This window comes from Pseudoduganella umbonata (assembly GCF_014192225.1).
Lineage (GTDB): Bacteria > Pseudomonadota > Gammaproteobacteria > Burkholderiales > Burkholderiaceae_D > Rugamonas > Rugamonas umbonata.
This window is the reverse complement of the sequence record NZ_JACHXS010000015.1, coordinates 56074-81457: the sequence shown is the minus strand read 5'-3', so window position 1 is coordinate 81457 and position 25384 is coordinate 56074. Positions and strand designations below refer to the sequence as shown.

Genomic DNA, 25384 nt, shown 5'->3' with positions numbered 1-25384 from the left:
GGTTTGGCCACGACTTTCTTTTTGGTACGCAGTCGTTTCGCCATGAACACGATTGCCTGGCTCCGGCCCCGTCTCAACCCAGGTCGGCATCCCGGCCAGCGCCGATACCGGCCACCAGCAGGGCCGTCATGTTGACGATCCTGCGCACGGTTGCCGACGGCGTCAGCACATGCACCGGTTGCGCCGCGCCGAGCAGGATCGGACCGATGGCGATATTGTTACCGGCCGCCACCTTCAGCAGGTTGTAGGAGATGTTGGCGGAATCGATATCGGGCAGGATCAGCAGGTTGGCATCGCCTTCCAGCGTCGATTCCGGCAGCGTCCTGCTGCGCAGGCCGGCATCGAGCGCCACGTCGCCGTGCATCTCGCCATCCACTTCCAGCCCGGGCGCCCGCTCCCGCAGGATCGCCAGCGCATCCCGCATTTTTTGTGCAGAGGGAGCATTGCTGGAACCGAAGTTCGAATGCGACAGCAAGGCGATCTTCGGCTCCACGCCGAAGCGGCGTACTTCCCCGGCGGCCATCAGCGCGATCTCAGCCAGTTCGGCAGGCGTCGGGTCGGCATTGATGTGCGTATCGGCGATGAAGATCTGCCGTCCCGGCAGCACCAGCGCGGTCAGGGCACCGTACACGCTGCAACCGGCCTTCCTGCCGATGACCTGGTCGATGAAATGCAGGTGGCGGTGGGGCGTGCTGATGGTCCCGCAGATCATGCCGTCCGCCTCGCCGTTACGGACCATCATGGCGCCGATCAGCGTGGTGCGCCGGCGCATCTCCAGCTTGGCCATCTGGACGGTGACACCCTTGCGGCCCATCAGCCCATGGTAGGCCATCCAGTACTCGCGGTAACGCGGGTCATGGTCCGTGTCGACAACCGTAAAATCCCGGTCCTTCGCCAGGCGCAGGCCAAGTTTTTCGATGCGCCGGGCGATGACGTCCGGCCGGCCGACCAGCACCGAGCGCGCAATGCCCTCGTCCACCGCGATCTGCACGGCGCGCAGCACGCGCTCTTCCTCGCCTTCGGCAAAGACGATGCGCTTCCTTTCCGCCGCGATGGCGCGCGCCGCATGGAAAACCGGCTTCATCAGGCTGCCGCTGTGGTAGACGAACTGCTGCAGGTGCTGCTCGTACCCGGCCATGTCGTCGATGGGCCGCGCCGCCACGCCGCAGGCCATGGCCGCCTTCGCGACCGCAGGCGCGATCCGCACGATCAGGCGCGGGTCGAAAGGCTTCGGGATCAGGTAATCGGGGCCGAACGCCAGGTCGGCGGTGCCGTAGGCCGCGGCCACCACGTCGTTCTGCTCCTGCCGGGCGAGTTCGGAGATCGCATTGACGGCCGCGATTTCCATCTCGCGGGTGATGGTGCTGGCCCCCACGTCCAGCGCGCCGCGGAAGATATACGGAAAGCACAGCACGTTGTTGACCTGGTTCGGATAGTCGGCGCGGCCGGTCGCCAGGATGGCATCCGGCCTGGCCTGCAGGGCCAGCTCGGGCTGGATTTCCGGCGTCGGATTGGCCAGCGCCATGATCAGCGGCCGCGGCGCCATCGTCATGACCAGTTCCGGCTTCAGTACATTGCCCGCCGAGAGCCCGAGGAACACGTCGGCGTCGCCGATCACGTCGGCCAGCGTGCGGGCGCCCGTGTCGCGTGCGTAGCGTTCCTTGTCCGGATCCATCAGTTCCGCGCGGCCCTTGTAGACCACGCCGGCCAGGTCGGTAACGAAGATGTTATGCAGGTTCATGCCCAGGTCGACCAGCAGGTCGAGGCAGGCAAGCGCCGCCGCGCCGGCCCCCGAGGCCACCAGCTTCACGGCGTCGATCCGCTTGCCGACCACTTGCAGGCCGTTGATGATGGCCGCGGCGACAACGATCGCCGTGCCGTGCTGGTCGTCGTGGAACACGGGAATCTTCATCCGCGCCCGGCACTCCCGCTCGACAACGAAGCAGTCCGGCGCCTTGATGTCTTCCAGGTTGATGCCGCCGAACGTGGGCTCGAGCGCCGCGATGATGTCGGCCAGCTTGTGCGGGTCCGATTCGTCCAGTTCGATGTCGAAGACGTCGATGCCCGCGAACTTCTTGAACAGCACCGCCTTGCCTTCCATGACGGGCTTGGACGCCAGCGGGCCGATATTGCCGAGCCCCAGCACCGCGGTGCCGTTGGTGACGACGCCCACCAGGTTGCTGCGCGCCGTGTAGCGCGCGGCGTTCAGCGGGTTGGCGACGATCTCTTCACAGGGAAATGCCACCCCGGGCGAATAGGCCAGCGACAGGTCGCGCTGGTTGATCAGCTGCTTGGTCGGCAGCGTCTCCAGCTTGCCCGGCCGGGGAAATTCGTGATAGTCGAGCGCTGCCTGGCGCAGCGCGGAGGTTTCGGAAGTCATGTCGAGCCTTGTTCGATTCGGGGTAATGGGCGGTGATTACTTCTGCATCCGTGCGACGGGTACGACGGGCTCCAGCACAGGGGCGGGCTGGTCGTCGCCGAACGCGGCGCCGCGTTCGAGCACGGCCCTGGCCTGCGCCATGTCGATGGCCTTTTCCCAGCGCGCCACCACCACCGTGGCAACGCCGTTGCCCACCAGGTTCGTCACCGCCCGCGCTTCGTTCAGGAACCGGTCGACGCCCAGCAGCAGCACCAGTCCTTCGACGGGAATCTTGTGCATCGAGGCCAGCGTGGCCGCCAGCGCCACGAAGCCGGCGCCGGCCACGCCGGCCGAGCCCTTCGACGTGAACAGCAGCACGCCCAGCAGCACCAGCTGGTCCCACAGCGTCAGGTCGATGTTCATGGCCTGGGCGATGAAGATCGACGCCATCGTCAGGTAGATCGCCGTGCCGTCGGCATTGAAGGCATAGCCGGTCGGCAGCACCAGGCCGACCACCGGCTTCGGAATGCCCAGCTTTTCCAGCTTGACGAGCATCTGCGGCAGCACCGCTTCCGTCGATGCGGTGCCGAGCGTGACCAGCAGCTCGTCCTTGATGTAGCGCAGGAACTTGAACAGCGACAGGCCGCAGGCGCGCATGACGATGCCCAGTCCCAGCACGATGAACACGGCCGATGTCAGGTACAGGCACAGGATCAGCTGCCCGAACGAGGCCAGCGTGCCGATGCCGTATTTGCCGACGGTGAACGCCATGCCGCCGAAGGCGCCCAGCGGCGCGACGTACATGGCAATGCGCACGACGCCGAACATCCCCTGCAGGAACTGGTCGAGCATGTCGACGAACGGTTCGACCGTCTTGCCGGCGCGGGCCAGCGCGATGGCGAACAGCAGCGAAAAGAAGATGATCGGCAGCATTTCGCCGGCGGCGAATGCGCCCACCACGCTGTTCGGCACCATATTCAGGATGAAATCGAAGGCGCCGCCCTGCTGTTCCGCCCGCTTTGCGTAGGTTTCCACCGACGAACCGTCGATGTGCGCGGGGTCGATGTTCATCCCGGCGCCCGGCTGGAACACATTGACGACGACGAGCCCGATGGCCAGCGCCAGGGTCGACGCGATCTCGAAATACAGCACGGCCTTGATGCCGACGCGGCCCGCTTCGTGGACGTTGTTCATGCGGGCGATGCCGACCACGATGGAAGCGAAGATGATCGGCGCCAGCAGCATCTTGATGAGCTTGATGAACAGGTCGCCGAGGGGTTTCAGCTGGGCGCCCAGGTCGGGCATGAAATGGCCCAGCGCGATGCCGACGACAATGGCGATCAGGACCTGGACATAGAGTTTGGAAAGGGATTTTCCGATGACGTTGGTTCGCATGGCTGCCTCCTGTTGCGAATGTTTCGTACTGCGTTCCGGACTTCTGATGGACGAGCGCGACCGTCGCAGCTGCGCACGGCGGCAGCTGCGATGGTCCACGTCCTCTGGGTCGAATCGTTGGCGGACCGCGCCTCTTCTGCGGAGGCGTTACCGGTCCCCCGTCACGCGGGGCGGCTAAGGAAGCACTAGGCCGACAGCTTCTGCATTTCCGCGAACAGGTCCGCCTTGCCTTCGAAGCCGATACCGGGCAGGTCCGGCATGGTGATGTAGCCGTTGTCGACCGCCACCCCGTCGGGGAAGCCGCCGAACGGCTGGAACAGGTCGGGGTAGGACTCGTTGCCGCCCAGGCCCAGGCCGGCCGCGATGTTCAGCGACATCTGGTGCCCGCCGTGCGGGATGCAGCGGCTCGGCGACCAGCCGTGCTCGCGCAGCATGTCGAGCGTGCGCAGGTATTCGACCAGGCCGTACGACAGCGCGCAGTCGAACTGCAGCCAGTCGCGGTCGGCGCGCATGCCGCCGTAACGGATCAGGTTGCGCGCATCCTGCATCGAGAACAGGTCTTCGCCGGTGGCCATCGGGTTCTTGTAGTAGTTGCGCAGCGTGGCCTGCAGCTCGAAGTCCAGCGGGTCGCCCGGTTCCTCGTACCAGAACAGGTCGTACTGCGACAGCGCCTTGGCGTACTGGATCGCCGTGTCCAGGTCGAAGCGGCCGTTGGCATCCACCGCCAGCTTCTGGCCATCGCCCAGCACGGAAAGGATCGAGTCGATGCGGCGCAGGTCTTCGTCCAGCGAGGCGCCGCCGATTTTCTTCTTGACCACCGTGTAGCCGCGGTCAATGTAGCTGCGCATCTCGTCCTTCAGCTTCTGGTGGTCCTGGCCCGGGTAGTAATAGCCGCCCGCGGCGTAGACGAAGATCTTGCGGTCCGGCTGGCCGTTGCCGTAGCGGTCCGCCAGCAGCTGGAACAGCGGCTTGCCTTCGATCTTGGCCACCGCATCCCACACGGCCATGTCGATGGTGCCGATGGCCACCGAACGCTCGCCATGGCCGCCCGGCTTCTCGTTGGTGAACATGCAGTTCCAGATCCTGTGCGGATCGAGGTTGGTGCCGGCGTCGTCGACCAGCGAAGCGGGGTCCGCTTCCATGATGCGCGGGATGAAGCGTTCGCGCATCAGCTTGCCCTGGCCGTAGCGGCCATTGGAATTGAAGCCATAGCCGATGACCGGCTTGCCGTCGCGGATCACGTCGGTGATCACGGCGACCAGGCTCAGCGTCATCTTGCTGAAGTCGATGTAGGCGTTGCGGATCGGCGAGCTGATGGGCAGGGTTTGTTCACGGATTTCTACGATTCTCATGCGAGTCTCCTGGAAGCGCCGCCTTGCCCTGGAACCGGGCTGCGACTGGTATTGGGAACCCATAGATTAATCGCGAAACAAGCGTCTATAATTTCCCCGGATTGATTTCAAAAGTGAATACAAGTGAAGAATGACCCCACCTCGGACATGCAGCTGTTCGTCCTGATCGCCCGGCTGGGCAGCCTGTCGGCCGCGGCCAGGGCCGTCGACCTGACGCCGCCGGCTGCCACCAAGCGGCTTGCCACGCTGGAAAGCCGCCTGGGCGTGCGGCTGCTGAACCGCACCACGCGCAGCCTGAGCCTGACGAGCGAGGGCGAAACCTACCTGCAGCACGCCACCCGGATCCTGGCGGACGTGAAGGAGATGGAGGATCTGGTCTCGCAGGGGCGGGCAATGCCGCGCGGCCTGCTGCGGGTGAACGCGACGCTGAACTTCGGCCGCTCGGCGATCGCGCCGCTGGTGTCGGAGTTCGCGAAACGCTATCCCGAAGTGGAGGTACTGGTCGAGGTGACCGACCGGCCGGTGGACCTGGTGGAAAGCGGCTTCGACCTCGCCGTGCGCTTCGGCGACCTGCCCGACAAACGGCTCAGCGCCCGCCGCATCATGTCGAACCGGCGTTTCCTGTGCGCCTCGCCCGCCTACCTGGAAAGCCATGGCACGCCCCGGGAACTGGCCGACCTGGCCGCGCACCGCTGCATCATCCACCGCCAGAACGACGACGCCTACGGCATCTGGCGCTTCCTGCACCGCGACCACAGCGAAGTGGTGAAGGTGCATGGCATGTTGTCGAGCAACGACGGCGACATCGTGCTCGGCTGGGCACTGGACGGTCACGGCATCCTGATCCGGTCGGAATGGGACCTGGCCAGGTATCTCGACAGCGGCCGCCTGCGGATCGTCCTGCCGGACTTCAAGCTGCCGCCGGCGGACTTGTTTGTGTATTACCCCGAGCGCCGCAACCTGCCGTTGCGGGCGCGGGTATTCATCGACTTCCTTGCCGACCACTTCAAGGCCGCGCTCGACAGCCGGAGCGGCGGTGTCCGCGAGCACCTCGCAGCGGGCACGCGTTCGCGCAAGACGCGCAAGCAGGCGCAGGAATAAGGCCTTGCGCTAGTGCCCGGCGCCGCAGGTGCGGGCCACGATCCCGTCGACGAAGTAGCCGTCCCTGCCCGCGGCCTTGGCCGCGTACAGGGCTTCGTCCGCGCACTTCAGCAGGCTTTCCCGGGTGCTGTCGGCGCCGCTGAAGGCCAGGCCGACACTGGTGGTGACATTCAGGCCGCCGGCGATGACGTCGAACGGCACGCGCATGGCCTCGACGATCTTTGCTCCCAGGGCCGGCAATTCGTCGGCCGAGAACAACCCTTCGAAGACGACGACGAATTCGTCGCCCGCGTAGCGCGCCACGATGTCGGTACCCCGCACGGCCAGCTTGAGCCGCCTGGCGAATTCGACCAGTACCGCATCGCCGGTGCCGTGCCCATGGCTGTCGTTGATCTGCTTGAAATGGTCGATGTCGAGGAACGCCACGCCGAGGCCGCCGTGGGTGCGGCCCTGGCGCAGCACGGCCTTGTCCAGCTCGGATTCCATCGCGCGCCGGTTGCACACGCCGGTCAGCGAGTCGGTGCTGGCCAGCCGCGCCGATTCGGCCTCCGCCTTCGCCCGCTCCTCGGTCAGCGCGTGGATGGCCCGGCTCAGCGCGCCGATCTCGTCCCGGCGGGTCAGGTCGATGATGTCGATGCCGGCATCGCCGCGGCGGATACTGGCCACCTGGCGGCGCAGCGTCTCCAGCGGGCGCAGCAACAGCATGGTGGCGAACAGCCCCAGCAGGCCGGCGACGGCCGCGGCAATGCCCGTGCGCTCGATCGCGCGCTGGCGCATCGCCACCAGCGGCGCGAAGGCCTCCGCGGTCGGGTAGACGATGCCGACGATCCAGTCGGCGGTCGCCAGCCGCCGGTAGCCGATCAGCGAGTTGACGCCGGCCTTGTTCCTGGCCAGCACCCAGCCATTCATCCCGGCCAGCGCCTGCCGCGTCGACGGCACGATGCCGCCCTGTTCGTCGGCGACATTGCGCAGCAGGCGGCCGGCGTCCGGATGGTGCAGGATGACGCCCTCCGTCGTGATCACGAACATGTAGCCGTTCCGGCCCGGCTTGAGGCGGTCCAGGTGACGGAAGAATTCCGCCTCCGACAGGTCGATCGAGGAGGCCAGCACGAATTGCAGGGTACCGGCCGGGTTGAACACGGGCTCGGTCAGCAGCACGATGGGCTTTCCCGACAGCGCACTGCGCAGCGGCCGCGACAGCAGCCCCCTGCGCCTCTCCACCGTTTGCTGGAAGTACTCGCGCGCGGCCAGGGTGGACTGGGCGGTGGCCTGGCCCGCGGCCGCGTCGCCGGACAGGCTGGTCATCAGTACGCCTTTGGCATCGATGGCCACGGTATTGAAGAACTGCTGGTCCAGCGAAGGCACCTGCTCCAGGTGCCTTCGCACCGCCGCCGGGCGGAAGACCTGCGCGGCTCGCATGCCTTCGGCCGTCACGCGCAGCACCGCGCGCTTCGATTGCAGGTCCTGCTCCATCTGCGCCGCCGCGCTGGACAACAGGGCATATTCGCGATCGCCGACCAGCTTGGCCATGTCGCGCTCGACGATGTTCACCGCGTAGATGGCCAGCAGGATCCCGGACAGGAAGACCAGCGCGCAGACGATGACTGTCATCCGCGCCTTGAGCGTATTGAATGGGTGGATTCTGTGCATGGCAGGCCCCTGTCTTTTGGGGGCAGTCTACCATGCGGTACACAGTGCCTATTGCCTTGCACGTTGCTGCGGTGCCTCCTTTCCCACCGGCAGGCAACAGGCCACGCGGCTCAGCCCGCCGGCGTCGGCCTTTGCGGCACCTCGCCCCAGCGCCGCTCCGCGGCCCAGATGGCAAAGGCAAGGTACGTCGCATGCTGGGCACGCGCGGCGTTGGTGCCCGGATCGCCCATGTGGCCCGCGTACAGCAGGGTCTTCGACAGGATGGGATTGCCCGCCGTGGTCAGTCCCCGCGCCTTCGCGGCGAATTTCAGCGGTTCCCAGAACGCCACGCGGTCGTCCGCCACGCTGCCCTGCGCCAGCAGCGCCGGATACGCCGCGGGGCGCAGGTTATCGTACGGCGAATAGCTGGCCATGTAGGCATGGTCTTCCGGGATGCGCGGGTCGCCCCAGAACGGGAACGACGTGGTGCCCAGCGGATGGATGTCGAAATGCTCCATCGTGCTCAGCACGTCCAGGAACGGTACCTGTGCAATCACGCCCGCCCACAGGTCGGGCCGCATCGTGTAGACGGCCCCCATCAACAGGCCGCCCGCCGAATAGCCATGTGCGACGATGCGCTGCCTGCGCGTGTAGCCCTGCGCGATCAGGAATTCCGCGCAGGCGATAAAGTCGGTAAAGGTCTTGCGCTTGCCGCGCTTGAGCACCGAGCGCCACCAGTCGGTGCCACGCTCGGCGCCGCCGCGCACGTGGGCGATCGCGTAAATCCAGCCCTGCTCCACCAGGGCGATCGCCGCCGGCGAAAAATCGGCATCCACGGTGGCGCCATAGGAACCGTAGCCATACTGGAACAGGGGCGCGCTGCCGTCGAGCTTCTGGCCCTTGCGCATCAGCACCGTGATCGGCACCAGCGCGCCATCGTCGGCCCTGGCGTTCAGGCGGCGTACTTCATAACGCTGCCGGTCGAAAGCCTTCGATGCCACCGGCTTGCCCGCCCGGGCATACTGCGCGGTGGCCAGCGTCAAGGCGCACGGTGCGGCCGGCGTGCGGGGTGACTGGTAGGTGAATGCCAGCGTGGGCGAATGCCACCCCTGCCCTGCCGGCACGCTGATCGCGTAGGCCGCCTCGTCGAAGCCGATCTCGCGTTCCGTGCCGTCGGCCGCCATGACCACCAGCCGCGGCAGCGCGTCGCGCCACTCTTCCCGTACCAGGTGGCCGGCGAACGGATGGATGGCCGCGATGAAGCGGCCAGGCTGATGATCGACGAGCGGCTGCCAGCCTGCGCGGCCCGGTGCGGCGGCGCTTGCCGTCATCAGCTTGTAATCGGCCGCGCCGTCGGCATCCGTCAGCACCAGCAGCTTGCCATTCCATTCGTCGACGTCGTAATGGAGGCCAGGTGTACGCGGCTCGACCAGCAGCGGCGCGGCGGTCGGGTCGCTCATCGGCACCAGCCGCGCTTCGGCCATGTCGCCATTGAAGATGCGGATCACGACATAGCCGCCGGCCGCCGTGGTGTGCAGGCCCATGAAGAACGCCGGGTCCTTCTCTTCGTAGATCAGCATGTCGCCGCGCTCCGTGCCTGCACCGCCCGCCTGCAGGTCGCGGCGATGGACCGTCGATGGCCGTCCCTTGTCGGAACGCCCGACCCAGTACAGGTACCGGCCATCGGGCGAGAACGCAAAGCCGCCGTGCGCATCGCCGATATCGTCGACCACCATTTTTCCGGTGGCGATCTCGCGCACCAGCACGGAGAAGATGCCGGAGCCGGTCTGGTCGGCCGCCCAGCCCACCAGCCGGCCGTCGCGGCTGAACTGCGGGCCGCCCCAGCTCAAGCTGTAGAACGTCTTGCCGTGCGCTTCGGTGCCGACATCGAGCAGCACCTGTTCGGCGCCGCCCGCCACGCTCCTGCGCGCATGGACCGGATGGTCGCTGCCCTGGCGGCTGCGGCGGTAGTACAGCCAGTCGCCATTGCGCACCTCGATGGGCGCCCCCGCGATGCCTTCGAGCGCCGCCATGCGTCCGCTCAGCTGCTTCTGCAGTGCCTCGGTAGGCGCGAGCATGGCGGCAGTGTAGTCGTTCTCCCGCTGTACCACGGCCTTGACGGGCGCGTCGAGCGTGTCGGGGGCGCGCAGCACGGCGTGCCAGTCGCGCGGCTGGAACCACGCGTAGTCGTCGATGCGGCGATAGCCCAGCGCGCCGACCGCGGCTGGCTTGCGCGCGTGCTGCGGCGGCATGGGCCACCGGGGCGCTTTCGCCGCCCTGGCAGGCAGGCCCGGAAGCAGCGTGGCGGCCGCCGTCGCGGCGGCGGAAACGAGAAACCTGCGTCGGTCAGTCATGCGGCATCCTCTGGTTCGATAGCGGGGAATACGACAGCGTCCGGCACAGCCATGCGGCGCCATCGTCGATGGCATCGCTGGCCACCTTCGATACGCCCATCGCTTCGATGAAGCTGTGCGGCGCGCCAGGATACACCTTGACCTTGACAGGCACCTCCGCCTCCAGCAGGCAGCCGGCCATCAGCATGTTCTGCTCGGTCAGCACATCGCATTCGGCCACCACCAGGAACACGGGCGGCAGGCCGCGCAACGGTGCCAGCACGGTGGCCAGGTAAGGATCGCGCCGGTCCGCCACGGTGCCCACGTAGGTGTTCCAGAACTCGTCCATCTCGTCCGCCGTCAGCATGTCGTCCGGCGTGCCGTAGCGCTGCCGCGCCACCGGCGAGCAGTCGGGAGAGAAGCCGCCGTAGTTGCTGAGCACCGCCTTGACCGCATCGCCGTCGCCGTCGTCGCGCAGTTTCAGCACCGCGCCCATCGACAGGCTGCCGCCGGCTGAATCGCCGCCCAGCGCGAGCCGGTCGACATCGATGCCGTATTCGCCGCCGTGCCGGCGCAGCCAGTGCAGCACGCCCACCACCTGGTTCAAGGCGATCGGATAGCGCGCTTCCGGCGCCAGCGCGTAATCCACGCCCACCACCACCATGCCGCTGCGCGCCGCATATTCCCGCATCACCCGGTCATGGGTATCGAGCCCGAACAGCGCCCAGCCGCCGCCATGCAGGTAGACCAGCGCCGGCCTTTCCTTACCCGGATGAGACACCGGGCCGGGGTCGTAGAAGCGCAGCCGTACCGGCCCCGCCACGGTGTCAACCAGGCGTTCCACGGTGCTGGCCATCGACGGCCCGCCCTGCTGCCACGGCAGGCGCGACTGCAGCGCGACGATGCGGCGCTCCGGCCAGTCCAGTGCGCGGCCGGCGGTCAGCGTGCGTGCCCGCTCGCGCACATCGTCGATGAAGCGCATGATGTCCGGATCCAGCGGCGATGGCGCGGGCAACGCGCGCGGCGCTACGGCACCGGCGGGGCGGTCGGCGAAGCGGCGCATCCAGTCGGCCAGCGTGCGCGATTCGCCCGCCGGCGCACTCACCTGCAAACCGTGCAGGATGTCGGCAAAGACATCGTCGCGCTCGTCCTGTCCCAGCTTGAAGCGGCCGCCGGCCGCCAGGATGCGGGCTTCGAAGCCCACCACGCCGCGCGCCAGGCCGGCATAGCGCGCACCCATGTCACCGATGTGCCAGGCCGCGGGCCGCCCCGCCTCCATCTGCGCGACCAGGCCGCGCAGCAGCGCATCGGCATCCTCGGGCGTGTCGCGGATCGTCACGTCGACGTCGAACCGTGCCAGCGCGTAGTTCCATGTCGGTGCCTGCGTGCGGTCGGCAAACCACGATGGCGAGATATAGCCATGCGGGCCAAGCAGCAGCACCGTGGCACGGGGCGACTGCGCCAGCTGCCGCCACTGCGGGTTGCCACGGCCGAAGTGGCCGAGCAGGCGCAATGGCTGGCCGTCGGCATCGCATTCGAGCTGGATGGGCAGGACGGATGCCTGCAAGGCGTCGGCGGGGCCGGAAACGATCCACGCCAGCGGATGGCTGTGTACCAGGTCGGCGATGTCGCGCGAAATGCGGGGAGAAAATTTGTCGGTCATCGGAACGGTCGTCATTGGTCGGAATCAGCTTGTCGGAATCAGCTTGTCGGAATCAGGCTTGTCGGGATCGGGTTGCCACCGAAACGGCCGGCCACCGCGCATGCCAGGGCTGCGCGTTTTCGAGTTCGTAGGCCAGCGCGAGCAGCATGTCTTCCTGGCCGCGGTCGGCGGAGAACATGCTTCCCACCGGCAGCCCGCCGCCCGGGGCATCGCTATCGCTGGCGGCAAACAGCGGCAGCGATATCGCCGGCGTACCCGCCAGGTTCTGCAGCGGCGTGTAGGCGATCCAGTCGAACATGGTTTCCATCAGCGTGGCGGCCGGCACGGTGGGCGCGAAGGTTCCCAGCAGCGGCGGAGGCGTGCTTGCGACGGGCGAGAGCAGCACGTCGTGCCGCGTAAAGAAATCCGCCAGCCGCGCCGGCAACCCGGCCAACTGGCGGTACGCCGCCTCCAGCGCGGCGGGGGACAGCATCTCGGCACGGCTGCCCAGGGCCAGCGTCCACGGTTCCAGTGCGTCCTCGAGGCGGCGCACGCCGCTGCCCGCGCGCACCGTGTCCACGCAGTCGGCGCCCAAATGGGTCCATAAATCCTGGAACGATTGCAGGAAAGCGGCGCCGTCGAGCGGCCAGGCCGCCGCTTCCACGCGGTGGCCCAGCGTGGCGCACAGGTCCGCGGTGCGGCGGACGACATCGGCCACGTCCGCATGCGGCGCGCCGCCCTGCAAGCCGTTCTCGATCACGGCAATGCGCAGGCGCCGCGCGGACGGCCCCGTGACCATCGGCCGCCGAGGCTGCAGGTGTGTGGCGGCAAATGCCCATGCGGTGTCGCGCACGGAACGCGACATCAGGCTGTCCCCTACCAGCAGGTCCTCCACGTTGTGCCGCGAGCGCACGCGAACCGTGGCATCGCGCCCGGGCTTCAGGCCGACGACGCCGCAGCACGAGGCGGGCAACCGGATCGAACCGGCGCCATCACTGCCGTGCGCCAGCGGCACCAGGCCCGCGGCGACCGCGGCGCCGGCACCACCGCTGGAACCGCCTGGCGAGTGCCGTGCCGACCAAGGATTCCTGGTGACGGGGCCGGCCAGCGGTTCCGTCGAACCGAGCAGGCCGAACTCGGGCATCGAGGTCTTGCCCACTGCGACCAGGCCGGCCGCATCGAGCCGGTCGACGAACGGATGCCCGGCCGCCGCCAGCATGCCGGTGCGGCTGCGCGAGCATGCGCGGCTGGGCATGCCCGGATAGTCGAGCGAATCCTTCGGCATCCATGGCACGCCGCGCATAGCGCCACCGCCCGGCAACCGCGCGGCGCGCGCGGTGGCCAGTTCCGATGCGACATGGCTGGCGGCGCGCAACGCCGGATCGAGGGCGGCGATGCGCATCAGCGCCGCCTCGGCCAGCGTTGCGGCATCGAGTTCGCCATTGCGCACCAGGGCTGCCTGGTCATGCGCGTCCAGCAGCCCGAGGGCAAACGCGTCAGTGAGTTCGAGCATAGGAGACGGCTTCCTCATGGTTCAGGATGGAGAGGCGGCGCGCACGCGGCTTGCCGAAGAAAAGATAGATCGACGTACCCAGCAATGCATAGACGCCGAGCAGGCCGACGGCCAGCCAGTCGCCACGGCGGGCCTGGTCGAGGATGTCGAGCGCCACCGGCAAGGTCATGACAAAGCTGGTGACGATCGCCGCCACGGGGACATAGCCGATCCAGAAGCCGCGGATGCGCACCCCGCCGAACGGTACGCGGAACCTGCGTTCCAGGTCCGGCCGGGTATTGCGCATGTGGATCAGGCTGACCGCGACCATGGCGAACATGAAGGCGACGCCGAACGAGATCAGGTCGGCCATGACAGAGACCGGCAGCAGCGCGGCGCTCACCGCCGCGATCCCGGCCAGCAGCAGATTGCCATGCCAGAGGCTGTTGCGCGTTTCGTGCACGCGGCAGAACAGTGCCGGCAGATAGCCGTCGCGCGACATCGCATAGCAGATGCGCGAGTGGCCGAATGCGTTAGCAAGCAGTACCGACGCCAGGCCCGCCAGTGCGCCGATCTTGATCACCAGCGCAATGCCCGGATAACCGATGCGGTCCACCGCAATTGCGATCGGATCGGGCACGCCCAGTTCCCGGAACGGCACCAGGCCGGTCAGCACAAAGCCGCTCAGTACATAGAGCGTCGTGCAGACCGCCAGTGCGCCGAGGATGCCGACCGGTACATCGCGTTGCGGCATGCGGGTCTCGGCCGCGGCGGTGGACACCGTCTCGAAGCCGAGGAAGGCAAAGAACAGCAGCGATGCACCGCGTGCGACACCCTCCCAGCCGTAGGTGAAGCCGCCCTCGTTCGGCGGAACGAACGGCTGCCAGTTGGCGGGATCGACGGCGCTTCCGCCGACCACGATGAAGCCCACCAGCACGGCGACTTTCAGCACCACCAGCAGCGTACTGACGAGCGCATAGCGCGACATGCCCAGTGCGGCAATGCCGCCGGCGCACAGCACCGCGAGCGCCGCCACGACGTTGCACCCCGCGCCGAGCGACAGCACATGCCTGCCCTCGACGACCTGCGAGTGGATCAGCGGCATGGACAGCGAGGCGGGGAAACCGATGCCGAAATCGCCCAGCAGGCTGCCGAGATAGCCGGCAAAACCCACTGCCAGCAGCGAGGCGGCCACGCTGTATTCCAGGAACAGCAGCCAGCCCAGCGCCCAGGCCGGCCCGCCGCCCAGCGCACGGCGGCAGTAGGTATAAGCGGAGCCGGATTCGGGCATGCACGACGCCAGCTCGGCGTAGCAGAACGCCACCAGCAGGCAGGCCGCGCCGGCGATGGCGAACGACACGGTGACCGCCGGCCCGGCAAAGCGGGCTGCCGCCGTGCCGGTCATCACATACACGCCGGCGCCCAGGATGTTGGCGATGCCGAGGACCAGCAGCCCGCCCCAGCCGAGGCTGTGGCGCAGGCCGGGAGAAGGCGTGGGCATCGCGTTCACAGCTGCCAGTGCAGGCGCACCCCTGCCGTACGCGGGCGGATGACGAATTCCTGCGCGCCGAAGGCGGCTTCGCTGCCGTAACTGAACGTGACACCGCGCTTGTCGGCGATGTTGTTGACGAACAGGCTCAGTTCGAGGTTGTCGAACCACATGGCATAGCGGGCATCGAATTGGCTGAAGCCGTTGATGCGCTGCCCGGACTGCTGCAGGTTGGCCGGCGCGCCGGACAGGTAACGGCCGCTGAGCGTGGCTGTTGGGCTGTACCGGCCGTCGAACTTCCACGTCGCGGTGCTCGACAGCTGGTGCTTCGAGGAGCCGGGCAACTGCTGGCCTTTGCGCAGCGGCACGGCGGCTTCCAGCAGGTCCTCCGTCAGCTTCGCATCGAGGAAGGTGTAGTTGAGGCCCAGGTCCAGCTGGTCGGTGGCGCGCCAGCTGCCGGAAAATTCCAGGCCACGCAGCCGGGCCCTGCCCGCGTTGGTGCCATAACTGAGATCGTCCGGGCGGAACAGGCGCACCTGCAGGTCGCTCCAGTCGATATTGAAGAGGGCGACATCGAACGCCAGACGACGCTCGAACAGCGACGATTTCACGCCGATCTCGTAATTGCGCAGCGAGTCGCTGCCCCAGCCCGTGGGCGTGTCGAAGCCGGCCATGGGCAGCAGGATGTTGGCACCGCCGAAGCGGAAGCCTTCCGAGGCGAGCGCGTAGTACAGGGTTTGCGGGCTGGCCTTGTAGCTCAGCGAAATCTTCGGCGAGAACCCGTTCTCGGCCTGGTAGCCGTTCGGCAGCGAAACCCCGCCCGGATACAGCACGCCATCGCGGTGGCCGTCGGTGCGCAGTGCCGTGTCATAGCGGCGGCCGCCAGCCGTCAGCTTCCAGCCGTCCGCGAAATTGACCGAGACTTCGCCGAACACTCCCTTGTCGGTACCGTACGTGCCGCCGTCGCCCCAGTAATAGTGGTCGCCGCGCAGCTGGCTGGCGCCCACCTGCGGCAGCAGCACATCGTAGGCGCCCTGCGCCGAAAGGTCTTCGTCGAAGCGCTTGTCGGTCTTCTGGTACGACAGGCCCACCAGCCATTCGAAGCGCCCGCCATCCGGCGACGCGAGCCGCAATTCGTAGTTGGTGTTCTTGCTGGTGCCCAGTTGGCGGAACAGCTGGGGATCGGTGGTGCCCATGAATCCGCCGTAATAAGGCGTGTAGTCGAAGTGCAGTTCCTGCTCCTTCTTGTTCCAGGAAGCGATCGCCGTGAGCCGGGCGACGCCGACATCGCGCTCCAGGCGCGCACTGTGCAGTGCGAAGTCCAGGTCGAAGCTGGCCGGCAGCGCAGTCGACCGTTCCAGCTCGCCATAGCGCGTCATGCGATAGCCACTGTCGTCCGCGAACGAGCTTTGCCACAGGCTGAGCCACGACAGCCGGGTCTTCCCGTCCGGCGTCCAGACCAGCGACACGCGGCCGTCCGAAACCCGGTTGTCGTTGCTGCCTTTCCTGCCGATGCCGACGTTGTCCAGGTAGCCGGGCATGTCGCGCTTGACCGCTACCACACGGGCGGCCAGCTTGCCGGCGACAAGCGGAACATTCAGCATCGCCTTGGCGGTATAGCCCAGGCTGCCCGCATTCACGGTCTTGCTGAGCGATGTTTCCAGCGCGGCATCGAAGCCTCCCGGATCGGCGTCGTTGGCGACATAGTTGACGGCACCGCCGAGCGACGATGCGCCATACAGCGAACCCTGCGGCCCGCGCAGCACTTCGACGCGGCGTACGTCGAACGTATCGATATCGGGAATCGAGACCGTATAGCCCACTTCGCTGAGGGGAATCTCGTTGATGTAGTAGCCGGTCGTCCCCTGCCCCTGGTCGAGGCCGGCGGTGGTACCGACGCCGCGGATGACGGCGGTCGAGTTGCCGGCCGGGCCCGCATTGAAGACGACGCCAGGCAGCTTGCCCAGGTAGTCGGCAAAGGATTCGGCCCCGGCCTTGCTCAGCGCTTCGCCGCTCAGGGCGCTGGCGGCACCGACGGTATTGGCTACGGTTTGTCCACGCTTGCCGACCACGACCACGGCCTGCGTGGTCGTGGAAGACTCCGAGGAAGACTCGCCCGACGCCGCTCCGGTGGCGTTGGCGGTGCCGGCGGCATCGTGGGGGGCGATGTCTGCCTGCGCCTGCGCCGGGCCGGCAAACAGGCCAAGCAGCGCCAGCGACATGGCACTGCGGTGCAGAAGGGCTGGGGATGCTGGTTTCATACTGGGCAAATCTCCGTGGCGATGTGCGGCGTGATGTGGATGGCGCTTGCAGCGGCTGGTCCGGTTCCGGGTTCGACCGGACCACTGCACCGCTCGACTGTAGAGCCAATCGCGCCGTCAGTCCATTGGCTGCCGGGCACCCTCGATCGGCCCCAAGCCTTTGAATTACAAAGCCTTTTTCTCCAACATCACAAGATTTCCCCGCCTGGGCACCCCAACAACCGCAGATTCTTGACAGGCAACGCATGAAATCGGCATTTCCTGCACCGTGGTGCACAGAAACGCTCTTGCCTTGTTCCGTGGTAACGGAAAGCACCCGAATGGTGCGCAGCTAGCGCCAAGTAGCTGATTTATATGGATTAACCAGCAGCGGCGGCACAACTGCAGGTCCGTCGCGGAGATATGCCGGGGAATCCGGCCGCGAACACGCGCACATTTGCGGTTCCCGCGCTGTCCGGCGGCGATAGAATCGTTCGACCGGCGCGGTTCGATGACACGGCAGCGACTGATATCGCTGCGTGCTTACCGGTATGGATCTTGCTTGACTAATAACAGGCTGCCATTCGTCATGATCGGGAGTGGCGCCGATAACCTGGAGCCCACTGCATATGACACAAAAAGACATCGACCGTATCGATCGCAAGATCATGGATCTGCTGCAGCAGGACGCACGCATCACCAACCAGGCGCTGGCCGACCGTGTGGCGCTGTCGCCGAGCGCCTGCCTTCGCCGCGTGCGCGACCTGGAGGAACGCGGATTCATTACGGGCTACCGAGCGCAGATCGCCGTCGACAAGATGCACAACGTGCTGATCGTCATGGCGCAGGTGTCGTTCGAACGCCATGCGCTCAACGACTTCGGCGCGTTCGACGACCGCATCGCCGCGATGCCCGAAATCGTCGAGTCCTGCCGCGTCAGCGGCATGTACGACTACATGTTACGCGCCGTGGTCGGCGACATGCAGCAATGGAAGCGCCTAATGCTGATCCTGCTCGACGGCGGTTACGGCGTCGAGAAGATCGTCTCGCACTTCCTGATGGATGAAATGAAAGCGTTCAGCGGATACCAGCTGATGCCGACCGCGGAGACGGCAGCGCGCAAGGCGCCGCGCCAGCGCGAAGCGCCGGCATCGCATGCGGGGGCCGAGCAGCCGGCGGCGCGGCGTTAGACCGCCTTGCCTGGCAAGGCGCCGCTGCCGCCCTGCTCCAGCAGCTCGTGCGCGGCCGCGGATCTGTCGTGCCGGATCAGCGACACGGCAACCGTCGCGATCACGGCCGGGATGGCGATCGCGGTGAAGTTCTGCTGCAGCGGCAGCGCCATGCCGACCAGCGTGCCGATGACGATCGGCGCCAGGATCGCGCCGCTGCGGCCCACGCCCGACGCCCAGCCGATGCCGGTGGCGCGCACCGCCGCCGGGTAGAACTGGCCGGCGTACGCATAGGTGACGATCTGCGTGCCGATCGTCGACGCACCCGCCAGCCCCACCAGCAGGAACAGCACGGGCGTCGATACCGGATAGCCGAGCAGCGTGATCGACACGGCCGCCAGAGCATACATCGCCACCAGCACGTACTTGATGTGGAAGCGGTCCGCCAGCCAGCCGCCGCCGACGGCGCCGATCACGGCGCCGAAATTGAGCACCAGCACGAACGTCAAGGCCGAACCGAGGCTGTAGCCGGCGCCGGCCATCAGCTTGGCCAGCCACGAGCTCAAGGCATACACCATGAACAGGCACATGAAGAAGGCGACCCAGAACATCGCCGTGGAGAAGCCGCGGCCGTCCTTGAACAGCTGGCCGATCGGCGTGCCGGTCGCGGCGCCGCCGGACGCCGGCGCATAGGAATCGCCCTGCTGCGGCACGAACGATGGTTCCAGCCTGCGCGCGATCTGCTGCACCTCTTCGATACGGCCCTTGCGGACCAGGAAGGCCAGCGATTCCGGCAGCGACTTCAGCACGAACGGAATCAGCACCACCGGCACGCCGGCGGCCAGGAAGACCGATTGCCAGCCCCACGCTTCGAGCATGCCCTTGCCCAGCAGCGCGGCCAGCATGCCGCCCACCGCATAGCCGGAAAACATCAGCGTGACGAGCGTGGCGCGGATCTTCTTCGGCGAGTATTCGGTCATCTGCGCCACCACGTTCGGCATCACGCCGCCGATGCCGAGGCCGGCCAGGAAACGCATCGCGCTGAAGACATAGGGATCGCTGGTCAGGCCCGCGGCCGCGGTGAACAGCGAGAACAGCGCCAGGCAGGTGGCGATGGCGGCGCGGCGGCCGATGCGGTCGGCGATGGTGCCCAGGAAGATGGCGCCGAACATCATGCCGAACAGTGCCGAGCTGACCATGAAGCCGGCGCTTTGCGCCGTCACGCCCATGTCCTTCATGATCGACGGCAGCGCGATGCCCGCCACGGCGAGGTCGTAGCCGTCGCAGATGATGATGATGGCGCACCATGCCAGGATGCTGCCGTGGTACCGGTTGAAGCTGGCCTTGTCCGCCAGTTGTTGCAGGTCGATTTGCCGCATGATTCGTGTCTCCTTTGATTGTTGGATGATGCTGTGTCGAATCGTGTATGAAGGCCGGTGCCGGTATTCCTTATTTGCGGGTCAGGAGAAAATGCGCGGCGATGCCGATCGCGATGCCCCAGAAGGCCGCGCCCAGGCCGAGGAATGTCATGCCGGAAGCGGTGGCGACGAAAGCGATCAATGCCGCCTCGCGGTCGGGCGCGGCCATCATGGTGCCCACGTTCGATGCGATCGGTCCCAGCAGGGCGAGCCCGGCGATGGTCGCCACCAGTTCCTTCGGCAGCGCCGCGAACAAGGTGACGATCGAGCCGGCGCACAAGCCGGCTAGCAGGTAGAACACGCCGTTGGCGACACCGGCGATGTAGCGCTTGCGGGGATCCTCATGGGCATCCGGACCGGTGCACATGGCCGCCGTGATGGCGGCGATCGCGATCGTGATGCCGCCCGTGAACGCAACCAGCAGCGACGCCAGGCTGTTGGCGACCATCACCGGCCTGGCGGGCAGGCTGTAGCCGGAAGTCTTCAGCAGTGCCATGCCGGGCAGGTATTGCCCCGTCAGCGTGACGAGCACCAGCGGCAGTGCAAGGCTGAAAGTGCTGCCGAGTGACCATTCCGGCGCGATCAGTTCCGGCACGGCCAGCGCAAAGCCGACGCCGCGGAAATCCGTCGTCCCCGAGGCCAGCGCCAGGGCGACGCCGGCCGCCAGCACGGCGACCACCGTGTAGCGGGGCAGCATGCGCCGGCACAGCAGGTAGGCCGCAATCATCCCGATCGCCACCACCGGCAGGCTGCCGACGCCGCGAAATGCGTTCAATCCGAACGGCAGCAGGATCCCGGCCATCATGCCGGCGGCGACGCCCTGCGGGATGTGGCGCATGATGCGGTCGACGCTGCCGGTCAGACCGAGCACCAGCAGGATCGCCGCCGCCGTGATGTAGGCGCCAACCGCCTCCGCCACGGACAATGCCGGGAACAGCGCGATCAGCAGTGCGGTGCCGGGTGCCGACCAGGCGGTGATGACGGGCACCCGGTAGCGGATGCTGAGGAAGATGCCGGTGACGCCGGCGCCGATCGAAATGCCCCAGACCCACGAGGCGAACATGGTGGCATCCACCTGCGCCGCCTGCGCGGCCTGGTAGAAGATCGCCAGCGGCCCGGCAAACGACACCAGCACCGCCAGGAATCCCGCCACGATCGCCGGCAGCGGCAGCGCGTGCGCCGCCATGCCGGCCGGGTCGCTCGGCCGAACCGTATCGCTCATGATGTCCTCAGGAGTGAAGGAAGGACTGCACTTCCCGCGCGAAGGCCGCGGGGACTTCAATGCTGGACAGATGCGATGCCGGCAAGGTAACCAGCCTGGCGTCGCGGATCCGCGTGCACAGCGCGACGCCATCGGCGACCGTGGTCACCGGATCGGCTTCGCCGGCGATCACCAGCACCGGTGCCGCGATCGCGCGGATGTCGTCGCCCAGGTCGGCGCCGGCCAGCGCATCGCAGCAGGCCGCGTAACCTTCGGGCGACTGCCTGCGCAGCGCATGCTGCAGCGGTTCGACGATGGTCCGGTACTCCGCCGCGAATGCGGGCGTGAACCAGCGTGCGGGCGACGTGGCGGCGATACCGGCCAGGCCATCCTCGCGCACCGCTTCGGCGCGGCTGCGCCAGCCGGCCGCCGTGCCGATGCGGGCCGCCGTGTTGGCCAGCACCAGCCGGTTGACCCGGTGCGGCGCGTAAAGGCCCAGGCACTGCGCGACCAGGCCGCCCATCGACAGGCCGACCACGTGGGCACGGCAGATTTCCAGGTGATCCAGCAGCGCCAGCGCGTCGTTGGCCAGCATCTCCAGGCTGTACGGGCCGGGCGGGCTGGCGGATTCGCCGTGGCCGCGCGTGTCGTAGCGCACTACGTGGAAGCAGCGCGACAGCGTGTCGACCTGCGCGTTCCACATCGTGTGGTCGGTGCCGAGCGAATTACACATCAGCACCGCCGGGTTGCGCGGATCGCCGTCGGTCCGGTACCGGCATGCGCTGCCATTGAGTTCGACGGTATTCATGACGGGATTCATGACGGTATTCATCCCTGGTCCCCGCCGCCGACCGGCAGCACGCTGCCGGTGATATAGGACGCTTCATCGGAGGCCAGGAACAGGATGGCGCCGACCTGCTCGCCGATGGTGCCGTAGCGGTGCATCGGACTGCTGGCGATGGTCTGGTCGACGATGCCCTGGTACCACGCCTGCTCCTGCGCGCTGAGCGGCTGCGGATTGCGCGGCACCACGCGCGGCGGCGCCTCGGTGCCGCCGGTGGCCACGGCGTTGACGCGGATGCCGTCCTGCGCATGTTCCAGCGCCAGGCTGGCGGTCAGCGCATTGATGCCGCCCTTCGCCGCCGAATAGGGAATCCGGTAGATGCCGCGCGTGGCGATCGACGAGATATTGACGATGCTGCCGCTGCGCCGTTCGATCATCGACGGCAGCACGGCGCGGCAGCACCACAGCGTGGGGAACAGCGAGCGGCGGATCTCCGCTTCGATCTGCTCTTCCTCGTATTCCTGGTAAGGCTTGGCCCAGATGGTGCCGCCGACATTGTTGACCAACACGTCGACGCGGCCGAATTCGGCCAGCGCCCTGTCGACGACGGCGACCGCGCCGGCATAGGTTTCAAGGTCCGACTGCACGACCGCTACCTGGGCCTTCAGTTCCGCGCATTCGGCGGCCACCTCGGCAACGAGGCCGGCGCGATCGGCCAGGACCAGCTGTGCGCCCTCCCGCGCGGCGGCAAGCGCCACGCCGCGGCCGATTCCCTGCGCCGCGCCGGTGACGATGACGACCTTGCCGCGGAAACGTTCGCGCCGGCTTTCCGTTTCATATGTCATGCGATCCGTCATCTCAGGCTCCCGTCGACGAGAATTTTTCGTAGTGGAAGCTGGCGGGCGTCACACCCGTCTCCGCAAACCAGCCGCGCACCGCGTCCACCATCGGCACCGGGCCGCACAGGTAGACATCGACGTCGCCGCCGTTCATCCAGCCCGGCTCCACGTGCGCCGTTGCGTACCCCTTGCGCGGGTGCCGGCTGTCCGCTGTCGCCACCGTGGTCACATACGTGAAATGGGGATGCGCCGCGGCGATGCGGTCCAGCTGTTCCAGCCCCACCAGGTCGTGGTCGTTGGTCACCGCGTAGACCAGCCGCACCGGATGCGCGAAACCTTTGACGGCCAGCACGTCGAGCATCGACAGGAACGGCGCAATGCCGGTGCCGCCTGCCAGCAGCAGCACCGGGCGTACCACCGGCCGCAGGTAGAAGCTGCCATACGGTCCCGTGAACGCGACCGGCTGGCCGGCGGCCGCTTCCTGCGACAGGAAGCCGCTCATCCGGCCGCCCGGCACGTTGCGCACCACGAAACGCGCCTGCGTGGAACCAGGCGGGGAGCTGAACGAGTACGAGCGGGTCAGCGCGGTGCCGGGAATGCCGACATTGACATACTGGCCCGGCAGGAAATCCGGCCCGTCGGCGTCGAGATCGATGGCGAACGCGATCGTCGATGCCGACAGGTGCTCGACGGCGGCGACCTTGCCGGCAAACGTGCTGGCCCCGGACTTGCACGACGCCGATGTGGCGGGAATACGCACCACGCAGTCGGAGGTCGGCTTGCACTGGCAGGCCAGGATGTAGCCTTGCGCCGCGTCCTCCGGCTCCAGGGCATCCTCGATGTAGCTCGACTCGGGCATGTCGTAGCTGCCCGACTCGCAGAAGCCGCGGCAGGTGCCGCAGGCGCCGTCGCGGCAATCGAGCGGAATGTTGACCTTCTGCCGGTATGCGGCATCGGCCAGTTTTTCGTTGTCGTTGCAGGTGATGAAGCGGGTGATCCCGTCTTCGAACTGCAGGGCGATGCGGTGGGTGTTCATCACCTGTCTCCTTGTGGCTTGTCGATCGACTAGATGTGATAGACGTCGATGACCTGGTTGATGTAGTCGTTCTTCAGCACGACGTATTTGTCGAGGATGCGCGGCCGGTCGCCGCCGAAATCGATCACGTAGCGCGACATGCCGAAGTACGCGAAGTCCGTCTTGTAGCGGTGGCTCAGCGTGTTCCAGTTGAAGCGCACCGTGACCGTGCTCCCTTCTTGTTGCACCACTTCGATGTTGGCGATGTTGTGGCTGGTACGCGTATCGGGAATCGTCGCGCTCGAGCGCTCCGTCTTGATGCGGAACACGCGGTCCTCCAGCCCCTGGCGGGTCGGGTAGTAGATCAGCGAGATTTCCCGCTGCGGGTCCGTCACCAGCGTGCCGTCGTCGTCCCAGGACGGCATCCAGAAGCGGGCGTCGGGGTGGTAGCACTCCAGCCAGTCGTCCCACTGCTCGTCGTCCAGCAGGCGCGCTTCGCGGTACAGGAAGGCGGCGATCCGTTCGATGGTGACGTCGCTCATGGCTGACCCTCCTTCACGGCTTTCTGCATCACGTCGAGCCAGTAGCGGTGCTGCACGGTGTACAAACCTTCGTCTTCGGTGCGCACGCCGGAGAGCACGGGCGCCAGGCCGATTTCCTTCGCCGCCTCGTCCGGTCCCTTGATCCAGTGCGTCGCGCCGCGGCACATGTCGTTCCACTCCATCGACGCGCCGGCATAGCCGGTCTGGCAGGCGCGGAACTCTTCCAGGTCGTCCGGCGTGGCCATGCCGCTGACGTTGAAGAAGTCCTCGTACTGGCGGATGCGGCGGGCGCGGGCCTCGTCGGACTCGCCTTTCGGCGCGATGCAGTAGATCGTCACTTCGGTCTTGTCCACCGAGATCGGGCGCAGAAGGCGGATCTGCGACCCGAACTGGTCCATCAGGTAGACGTTCGGATACAGGCACAGGTTGCGCGAGCGCTCGATCATCCAGTTCGCCGTCGCTTCGCCGAACTTTTCGGCGTACTCGGCGCGGCGCGGATAGTTCGGCCGGTCCTGCGGGTTCGACCACTGCGTCCACAGCAGCATGTGGCCGTACTCGAACGCGTAGAAGCCGCCGCCCTGCCGGCCCCAGGTGCCCGCATCCATCGCGCGGATCTTGTCTTCGCGGCCCGGCTGCGCTTCCTGTTCCTTGCGGCGGTTCGTCGTGGCCGCGTAGTTCCAGTGCACGGCCGACACGTGGTAGCCGTCCGCGCCGTTTTCAGCCTGCAGCTTCCAGTTGCCGTCGAACGTATAGGTGGACGCGCCACGCAGCACTTCCAGGCCATCGGCCGACTGGTCGACGATCATGTCGATGATCTTGCCGGCGCCGCCGAGGAACTCTTCCAGCGGCACCACGTCCGGGTTGATGCTGCCGAACAGGAAGCCCCGGTAGCTGGCGAACTTCGGCACCTTCTTCAGGTCGTGCGAGCCTTCCTTGTTGAAGCAGTCCGGATAGCCGGCGCCTTCCGGGTCCTTCACCTTCAGCAGCTTGCCGCTGTTGTTGAACGTCCAGCCGTGGAACGGGCACGTGTACGTGGCCTTGTTGCCGCGCTTGTGGCGGCACAGCTGCGCGCCGCGGTGGCTGCAGGCGTTGATGAAGGCATTCAGTTCGCCCTGCTTGTTGCGGGCGATAAACACCGGCTGCCGCCCGATGTGCGTGGTGTAGTAGTCGTTGTTGTTCGGGATCTGGCTCTCGTGGGCCAGGTAGATCCAGTTGCCTTCGAAGATGTGCTTCATCTCCAGTTCGAACAGATCCGGGTCGGTGAAGGCGCTGCGGTGGACGCGGTAGTCGCCCTTCCCTTCGTCTTCGATCAACAGACCGTCAACAGAGGACGGCATGGATGGCCTGGCCGGATGGATCGGGATCGTGGTGCGCTGGTTCATGG

The 25384-nt window shown here is 67.0% G+C and carries 18 protein-coding genes; 2 read left to right on the top strand and 16 right to left on the bottom strand.

Annotated features, from left to right (window positions below):
* Positions 1 to 73: 73 nt before the first annotated feature.
* From FHS02_RS28815 to FHS02_RS28805, 3 genes are all read right to left on the bottom strand, one after another.
* A complete protein-coding gene (locus tag FHS02_RS28815) occupies positions 74 to 2380 on the bottom strand; it encodes an NADP-dependent malic enzyme (protein ID WP_137312113.1) in 2307 nt (768 codons plus the stop codon).
* A gap of 36 nt (positions 2381 to 2416) precedes the next feature.
* On the bottom strand, positions 2417 to 3754 hold the full coding sequence (dctA, locus tag FHS02_RS28810) for a C4-dicarboxylate transporter DctA (RefSeq protein ID WP_137312112.1): 1338 nt from the start codon (positions 3752 to 3754) through the stop codon (positions 2417 to 2419).
* Positions 3755 to 3939: 185 nt separating this feature from the next.
* The gene (locus FHS02_RS28805) at positions 3940 to 5106 is read right to left on the bottom strand and encodes a mandelate racemase/muconate lactonizing enzyme family protein (protein ID WP_137312111.1); all 1167 of its coding nucleotides are present in this window, start codon (positions 5104 to 5106) and stop codon (positions 3940 to 3942) included.
* A 147-nt stretch (positions 5107 to 5253) separates the two neighbouring features.
* Between FHS02_RS28805 and FHS02_RS28800 the strand changes: the two genes are divergently transcribed.
* Positions 5254 to 6207 (top strand): LysR family transcriptional regulator, encoded by a 954-nt coding sequence (locus FHS02_RS28800; protein WP_221403982.1) that lies wholly within the window; start codon positions 5254 to 5256, stop codon positions 6205 to 6207.
* 9 nt (positions 6208 to 6216) lie between these two features.
* On the opposite strand, the gene FHS02_RS28795 is transcribed toward FHS02_RS28800, so the two are convergent.
* From FHS02_RS28795 to FHS02_RS28770, 6 genes are all read right to left on the bottom strand, one after another.
* Positions 6217 to 7857 (bottom strand): GGDEF domain-containing protein, encoded by a 1641-nt coding sequence (locus tag FHS02_RS28795; protein WP_137312109.1) that lies wholly within the window; start codon positions 7855 to 7857, stop codon positions 6217 to 6219.
* A gap of 110 nt (positions 7858 to 7967) precedes the next feature.
* Positions 7968 to 10190 carry a prolyl oligopeptidase family serine peptidase gene (locus tag FHS02_RS28790; RefSeq protein ID WP_175424663.1) on the bottom strand — a complete coding sequence of 741 codons (2223 nt, stop codon included), beginning with the start codon at positions 10188 to 10190 and terminating at the stop codon, positions 7968 to 7970.
* Entirely contained in the window at positions 10183 to 11832 is a 1650-nt protein-coding gene (locus tag FHS02_RS28785) for an alpha/beta hydrolase fold domain-containing protein (protein WP_175424662.1), read from the bottom strand. Before FHS02_RS28785 ends, FHS02_RS28790 begins: the two co-directional genes overlap by 8 nt.
* A gap of 52 nt (positions 11833 to 11884) precedes the next feature.
* Complete coding sequence (locus tag FHS02_RS28780; RefSeq protein ID WP_175424661.1) at positions 11885 to 13324, bottom strand: amidase family protein; 1440 nt, start codon at positions 13322 to 13324, stop codon at positions 11885 to 11887.
* Positions 13308 to 14804, bottom strand: a complete 1497-nt coding sequence (locus tag FHS02_RS28775) for an amino acid permease (protein ID WP_137312105.1) — start codon at positions 14802 to 14804, stop codon at positions 13308 to 13310. The genes FHS02_RS28780 and FHS02_RS28775 overlap by 17 nt, the downstream gene beginning before the upstream one ends.
* 5 nt (positions 14805 to 14809) lie before the next feature.
* Positions 14810 to 17053 carry a TonB-dependent receptor gene (locus FHS02_RS28770; protein WP_137312104.1) on the bottom strand — a complete coding sequence of 748 codons (2244 nt, stop codon included), beginning with the start codon at positions 17051 to 17053 and terminating at the stop codon, positions 14810 to 14812.
* A 608-nt stretch (positions 17054 to 17661) separates the two neighbouring features.
* On the opposite strand from FHS02_RS28770, the gene FHS02_RS28765 reads away from it, so the two are divergent.
* Positions 17662 to 18222, top strand: a complete 561-nt coding sequence (locus FHS02_RS28765; protein ID WP_137312103.1) for an Lrp/AsnC family transcriptional regulator — start codon at positions 17662 to 17664, stop codon at positions 18220 to 18222.
* Here the strand turns inward: FHS02_RS28765 and FHS02_RS28760 are convergent.
* The 7 genes from FHS02_RS28760 to benA form a co-directional block, all read right to left on the bottom strand.
* A complete protein-coding gene (locus FHS02_RS28760) occupies positions 18219 to 19580 on the bottom strand; it encodes an MFS transporter (RefSeq protein WP_137312102.1) in 1362 nt (453 codons plus the stop codon). The genes FHS02_RS28765 and FHS02_RS28760 overlap by 4 nt on opposite strands.
* 70 nt (positions 19581 to 19650) lie before the next feature.
* Positions 19651 to 20805 (bottom strand): benzoate/H(+) symporter BenE family transporter, encoded by a 1155-nt coding sequence (locus FHS02_RS28755; RefSeq protein ID WP_137317187.1) that lies wholly within the window; start codon positions 20803 to 20805, stop codon positions 19651 to 19653.
* A 43-nt stretch (positions 20806 to 20848) separates the two neighbouring features.
* Complete coding sequence (gene pcaD, locus FHS02_RS28750) at positions 20849 to 21628, bottom strand: 3-oxoadipate enol-lactonase (RefSeq protein ID WP_137317186.1); 780 nt, start codon at positions 21626 to 21628, stop codon at positions 20849 to 20851.
* A 20-nt stretch (positions 21629 to 21648) separates the two neighbouring features.
* Positions 21649 to 22461, bottom strand: coding sequence for a 1,6-dihydroxycyclohexa-2,4-diene-1-carboxylate dehydrogenase (locus tag FHS02_RS28745; protein ID WP_307722182.1), 813 nt, complete (start codon positions 22459 to 22461; stop codon positions 21649 to 21651).
* A gap of 1 nt (position 22462) precedes the next feature.
* Positions 22463 to 23479, bottom strand: a complete 1017-nt coding sequence (gene benC, locus FHS02_RS28740; RefSeq protein ID WP_137312101.1) for a benzoate 1,2-dioxygenase electron transfer component BenC — start codon at positions 23477 to 23479, stop codon at positions 22463 to 22465.
* A 29-nt stretch (positions 23480 to 23508) separates the two neighbouring features.
* On the bottom strand, positions 23509 to 24000 hold the full coding sequence (benB, locus tag FHS02_RS28735) for a benzoate 1,2-dioxygenase small subunit (protein WP_137312100.1): 492 nt from the start codon (positions 23998 to 24000) through the stop codon (positions 23509 to 23511).
* Complete coding sequence (benA, locus tag FHS02_RS28730) at positions 23997 to 25382, bottom strand: benzoate 1,2-dioxygenase large subunit (protein ID WP_137312099.1); 1386 nt, start codon at positions 25380 to 25382, stop codon at positions 23997 to 23999. The genes benB and benA overlap by 4 nt, the downstream gene beginning before the upstream one ends.
* Between the last annotated feature and the right edge of the window lie 2 nt (positions 25383 to 25384).